Genomic DNA, 6,193 nt, shown 5'->3' on the forward strand with positions numbered 1-6,193 from the left:
TGGAACCTTGGGATGCAATGTTCAGTCTAGGGAGAATTTAAAATAAATGATTGCAATCACCAAACAAAAATTAAAATTTAACGAATTTATTGCTATTGGCCCGGAATATAATATTTATGAATTGGTGAACGGAGAGATTGTCAAAATAGCAATTACCAGAAATCATGATGATATTGGTGAATTTACAGACAGACACTTTTATCAAGAGAGCGATCGGCTGAAACTCAACTATGTAGTAAAACGAGGCATCACAATCCAAACTACCACAAAAGAAGGTACGGAACAAGGACGAGTTCCTGATGTCAGTGTTATCGATCGAACTTTGTGGCGCGCTGAACGCAAATCCTATACCGCACTCGAATCGCCGATACAGTTAGCTGTGGAGGTAGTATCAACTAATTGGGAAGATGATTATGTGGACAAGCTAGATGAGTACGAACGGCTGGGCATTGCTGAATATTGGATTGTGGATTATTTAGCTATTGGCAAAAGAGAGTATTTGGGCAATCCTAAAATTCCGACGGTATTTGTGTTTTGGCTAAATGCTGAAGGGATATATCAGCGCACTCGGTTTAGAGGTGACGAACAAATTGTTTCGCCCACTTTTCCAGAATTAGTGCTGACGGCGGCTCAAATATTGTCAGTTTAGATGTGTTAGTTACCTCTCGATTATTCGGCGATTGAAATCGCTTTTTTTCAAACGAAGTCCCTCTCTAAGAGACTAAGATAGCCTAGAAAAAATACTTTTAAATTATCAAATTATGACTCAAGAATCTGAACAAAGGCAAGCGTTTTGGGAAAGACTGGATGAAAACGATTATCTAGCTTTAACCCCGGAAGAACAGAAACGAGAATTGATAAGGATTCAAAGTTTAATTGATGAGGATGGGCAAACACCAGAACAAAAAGCTGATTTGTTTTTAGCACAAGCTTTATTGTATCGCTTTACTGAAGAATATGCAAAGGCGATCGCCTCCTACGACAAAGCCTTAAAATTTAAACCAGACTTTCACGAAGCCTGGTACTATCAGGGCAATGCACTGAATGATTTAGGAAGGTTTGAAGAAGCGATCGCCTCCTACGACAAAGCCTTAGAATTCAAACGAGATGACGACAAAGCCTGGAACAATCGGGGCATTGCACTGGGTAATTTAGGAAGATTGGAAGAAGAGATCGCCTCCTACGACAAAGCCTTAGAATTCAAACCTGATGATGACGCACCCTGGTACAATCGGGGCATTGCACTGGATAATTTAGGAAGATTGGAAGAAGCGATCGCCTCCTACGACAAAGCCTTAGAATTCAAACCTGATGATGACGCAGCCTGGTACAATCGGGGCATTGCACTGGGTAATTTAAGAAGATTGGAAGAAGAGATCGCCTCTTACGACAAAGCCTTAGAATTCAAACCTGATGACCACAAAGCCTGGTACAATAGGGGCAAGGCACTGGTTGATTTAGGTAGGTTAAAAGAGGCGATTACCTCCTACGACAAAGCCTTAGAATTCAAACGAGATGACGACAAAGCCTGGAACAATCGAGGTAATGCACTGGGTAAATTAGGATTATTAGAAGCAGCGATCGCTTCCTACGAAAAAGCCTTAGAAATTAAACCAGATTTACACGTAGCCTGGAACAATCGGGGCATTGCACTCGGTAAATTAGGAAGATTGGAAGAAGCGATCGCCTCCTACGACAAAGCCTTAGAATTCAAACCAGATAAAGACGAAGCATTTTATAATAAAGCTTGCTGCTATGCTCTGCACGGTCAAGCTGACTTATCTATTCAAAACTTGCAGCGTGCAATTAATCTAAATCCTGACGAATACCGAGAAAAGGCAAAAACTGACTCGGATTTTGACGGCATTCGATCTGATTTTCGGTTTCAAGCTTTGATTCAAGGATAGGGATTTCTCCTTGGGCGGAGGCGGGTTTTTGAGATTGTGGATTTTAGGCAATTATTGTTGGTGAACCCGCCCCTACAGTATCACAAACACTTTTCAACCGAAGCTAGCGGACACGATATGATATAAGAATTAGTAGCGAGGTAAAAGATGACTCAACTAAATGTAACCGTAACCAATGACAGATTTCCCGAACTCATCGCCCGTGTCGAGGATACTGGAGAACGAATTGTCATAGAACAGGAAGGAAGAGCGATCCCTGCTATCATTACTTATGCAGACTTGAAGCGACTGGAAGCACTAGAAGCCGCCCTAATTAACAAAGCAAAACTCGAAGAATATGAATGGCTAAAAGCTGCGATCGCAAATCCAGCTTTTGATTCTCTGAGAGACTCAGCGGAAGATATCTACAATTTAGCTGATGGCTTGCCCTTCCACGACCCTGAATGGATTAAAACAGTAGCGATCGATCCTAATTTTCGTTCGATACTCGACCCAGAAGAAGACATTTATACTATAGCTGACGGTAAACCATATCTACCTTAAATATCCCTCTTATTTATTAGTCTGCAAAGGCGGACTTCACTTGACAAGACGCGGTTTCAACCGCCGATCGCTAAAAAGGGTTACGTGAAAATTATATTTTGGATGAGGTTTGTCACACCTCAGTACGATCGCCCTTTCCTCTTTTATACGCACTCATCTAAAAAAATTAGTATTAATCTATACTTCCAAATCCCAGCTCTAGAATTATAATGAAAAAAATTGAAAAAGTTCCCAAATTCATGTAAAATTGCGATAAATAACCAAATAGTCGCGATCGAAAGCACTCAAAGGCGAAAAAGATCGCATATAAAAAAGAAAAGAATCAATTAGACAGAAAATGAGGTGAAACCCCTTGCAAAAATTAGCCAGCATAGAAAAGCCGATCGACTCAGGGGAAAAATCCATAGCAGTCAACACCCAAAAGGCTCAAACCTTGTACGAACGCGGCAACGCCCTAGAAGCAATGGGACGATTCCAAGCTGCGATCGAATCTTGGGAAGAAGCGATCGAACTTGAACCAACATTTTATGAAGCCTGGTACAACCAAGGCGTAGCCCTCAAAAAATTGGGCCAGCTAGAAGAAGCGATCGCAGCCTACAACCAATCCCTAAAAATCAAACCAAACAATCCCCAAGCGTGGTACAATCGAGCCAACGTTTTGCGGAAGCTCAATAGACTCTCAGAAGCGATCGCATCCTACGAAAAGGCGATCCAAGTCAAGCCCAGCTACCCCGAAGCTTGGACGAACCGCGGCAACACCCTCGTCAGCTTAGAAAAATTATCAGAAGCGATCGCATCCTACGAGAAAGCTATAGCAATCAAACCAGACTACTGCGAAGCTTGGTACAACAAAGCATTTGCCCTGAGAAAATCCGACCAAAATAAAGCCGCGATCGCCTCTTACGACAAAGCGATCGAACTCAAACCAGACTTGCATCAAGCCTGGTACAACCGCGGCTTAGCCCTAGCCGATGAAAAACTCTACCCGGAAGCCGTCGCCTCCTACGACAAAACCCTGCAACTGCGGCCGAATTCCGCCGAAGCTTGGAACAAACGCGGCAGGGCGATCGCACAAATGGGACAATTTGAATCAGCGATCGCATCCTGGGACAAAGCCATCGCACTCCACCCAAACGACAGCGAAACCTTTTACAACCGTGGCTTAGCCTTCGCCAACTTACAACGCTTTGATGAAGCAGTCGCCTCTTGGGACAAAACCGTAGAGTTGCAGCCAGACAACACCGAAGCCTGGTACAACCGCGCCATCGCCCTCAAAAAAATTCAACGATTTGCCGAAGCGATCGCCTCCTACGATAAAATCATCGCACTCACACCCGACGATCCAAACCTTTACTATCAAAAAGCTTGCATTTACGCCATGGAAAAAGAAGCAGGCGAGCTCACAAACAGCCCCGAACTTGTAGCTACCAGCATCCGGCTGGCGATCGAAAACTTATCCAAGGCGATCGAACTCAATCCGCATAAATACCGGAAATTGTGCAAAAATGACTCTAAATTGCGTACAATACGGGAAGAAGTGCGGTTTTTAGCTTGATTTCAGGGTAGCTATGATTGATGGATACGGATGCCGCACTGCAACCTTTGTAGGCAAAACAGCACCATAAACCCCCATCATGCAAACCCTAGACAAAACTCAAGCAAAATTCGCTCAACTGGCAGCCCACCTCAGAGAAGTTAACGACATCGAATCAGCCTCGTCGCTGCTGCATTGGGATCAATCAACTTATATGCCGGCCAAAGGTGCAAGTGCCAGAGGCCGCCAGTTAGCTACACTTAAACAAATATCCCACGAAAAATTTACAGATCCAAAAATAGGTGAACTCCTAGAAGACTTGCGTTTCTACGAACAAACCCTGCCCTACGACTCCACCGCAGCCAGCCTGATCCGCATCGCCCGCAGAGACTACGATCGCGCCTCCAGAGTCCCCGCAACCTTCATGTCCGCACTCTGCCGCCACCAAGCCGACTGCTACGAAGCTTGGGCCGCGGCCAGGGCAGCCAACAACTTCGCAGCCGTTGAGCCATATCTCGAAAAAACCCTAGAATTAAGCAGGCAATACGCCGATTTTTTTCCCGGCTACGAACACATTGCCGATCCTTTGATCGATCGTAGCGACTACGGCATGAAAGTATCCCTGTTGCGCCCGCTTTTCGCCAAACTGCGTCAAGAATTAGTGCCGATAGTCGAAGCCATCACCTCGCAACCTCCCGCCGACGACTCCTGCTTGCACCAAGACTTCCCAGAATCCCAGCAACTAGAATTCACCCGTAAAGTCGTAGAACGCATGGGGTACGACTTCCAACGGGGACGGCAAGACACCACCCTGCACCCGTTCATGACCAACTTCTCCATAGACGACGTGCGAATTACCACCCGCGTCTATGAAGACCACCTGGATCAAGCACTCTTCAGCAGCATCCACGAAGCTGGACACGCCCTCTACGAACTCGGAAATTCCCCGGAATTTGAAGGCACTCTTCTGGCAGGTGGCATTTCCTCCGGCGTCCACGAAAGTCAATCGCGACTTTGGGAAAATATGGTCGGGCGCAGCCGCGGTTTTTGGGAATGTTTCTACCCGCAACTCCAAGGCATATTTTTGCGACAGTTGGGACACGTATCCACTGACGCATTTTACCGGGCAATTAACAAAGTCTCGCGATCGCTCATCCGCACTGACGCTGACGAAGTAACCTACAACCTCCACGTCGCCATCCGCTTTGACCTAGAATTGGCAATGGTAGAGGGAAAACTAGCAGTCCGAGACCTCCCTGAAGCCTGGAACGAACGCTATAGAACCGACATCGGCGTTGTCCCCGCCACAGACAGCGAAGGCGCGATGCAAGATGTTCACTGGTATGTTGGTACGATCGGCGGAATGTTCCAAGGTTACACCCTCGGCAACTTGATGAGCGCCCAATTCTACGAAACAGCAGTAAAACTCAATCCTGAAATTCCCGTAGAAATAGAACAAGGCAATTTTACCGTACTCCACGACTGGCTAAAACAAAACATCTACCAGCACGGCCGCAAATATACCGCTGTCGAATTGATCGATCGCGTTACCGGTTCACCTTTAACTATCGATCCCTTTATCCGCTACATTCGCCACAAATACGGGGAATTTTATGTCATTTGAGGGATAGCAATGTAAAATTGCAGGCTTTTAAATTACCTAAAAAAAACAGGCGATACTAACTTGTATCGCCCCCCCCCTTAGAGCGAATCTCAAAGAAGATATAAAATTAAGGGGCTACCTATATCAGAACTGTTTCAGGCTGTTATGGCCAGCGACAAATAATCCGACTTGCGTCAGTTTGCCAGCAATTGACGCGCTTTGGGCAACAAATATTTGCTGCGAAACGATATAGTTAACACTTTTGTTGCCTACTGCACCAAATAGGAAAAGCCCGAACAGTTTTATCAATCTTCCCTAAATTCAACGTATTGCCGCCGGGAGTCAACGAAAGTGTGTACTTTCCCTACACGCGGATAGAAGACCGGGTGCAAGGCGATCGCGATCGGCCGGGCGAACTGCTGTTTACTCTAGAAGACCGCGAACAAGTCTTTGGGAAACTCGACGACCCGCAAAAGCGCCCTTTATTTTCGATGGCCCGGCTCGATCGCATTAAAAACCTGACAGGCTTATACCAATTCACTATGAAGGTACACTAAATGTAGGCTAAAAGTAGAGGAGATGTAATATGGCCAACAAATTTAAGGT

The 6,193-nt window shown here is 45.7% G+C and carries 6 protein-coding genes; all 6 read left to right on the top strand.

The annotated features are described in order from the left end of the window. Positions 1-46 precede the first annotated feature (46 nt). The 6 genes from QUA50_RS24550 (at position 47) to QUA50_RS24575 (ending at position 6,144) form a co-directional block, all read left to right on the top strand. Positions 47-649, top strand: a complete 603-nt coding sequence (locus QUA50_RS24550) for a Uma2 family endonuclease (RefSeq protein WP_333267702.1) — start codon at positions 47-49, stop codon at positions 647-649. A gap of 112 nt (positions 650-761) precedes the next feature. Continuing rightward, a complete protein-coding gene (locus QUA50_RS24555; protein WP_333267700.1) occupies positions 762-1,907 on the top strand; it encodes a tetratricopeptide repeat protein in 1,146 nt (381 codons plus the stop codon). Positions 1,908-2,054: 147 nt separating this feature from the next. Further along, positions 2,055-2,450 (top strand): prevent-host-death protein, encoded by a 396-nt coding sequence (locus tag QUA50_RS24560; protein ID WP_333267698.1) that lies wholly within the window; start codon positions 2,055-2,057, stop codon positions 2,448-2,450. A 352-nt stretch (positions 2,451-2,802) separates the two neighbouring features. Further along, positions 2,803-4,005 (top strand): tetratricopeptide repeat protein, encoded by a 1,203-nt coding sequence (locus tag QUA50_RS24565; RefSeq protein ID WP_333267696.1) that lies wholly within the window; start codon positions 2,803-2,805, stop codon positions 4,003-4,005. Positions 4,006-4,084: 79 nt separating this feature from the next. Beyond that, the gene (locus QUA50_RS24570) at positions 4,085-5,608 is read left to right on the top strand and encodes a carboxypeptidase M32 (protein ID WP_333267694.1); all 1,524 of its coding nucleotides are present in this window, start codon (positions 4,085-4,087) and stop codon (positions 5,606-5,608) included. Between the two features lie 287 nt (positions 5,609-5,895). Continuing rightward, entirely contained in the window at positions 5,896-6,144 is a 249-nt protein-coding gene (locus tag QUA50_RS24575) for a hypothetical protein (RefSeq protein WP_445243191.1), read from the top strand. The last annotated feature ends 49 nt before the right edge of the window (positions 6,145-6,193 follow it).

The organism is Microcoleus sp. M2_D5 (genome assembly GCF_036701935.1).
Classification (GTDB): Bacteria; Cyanobacteriota; Cyanobacteriia; order Cyanobacteriales; family Microcoleaceae; genus Microcoleus.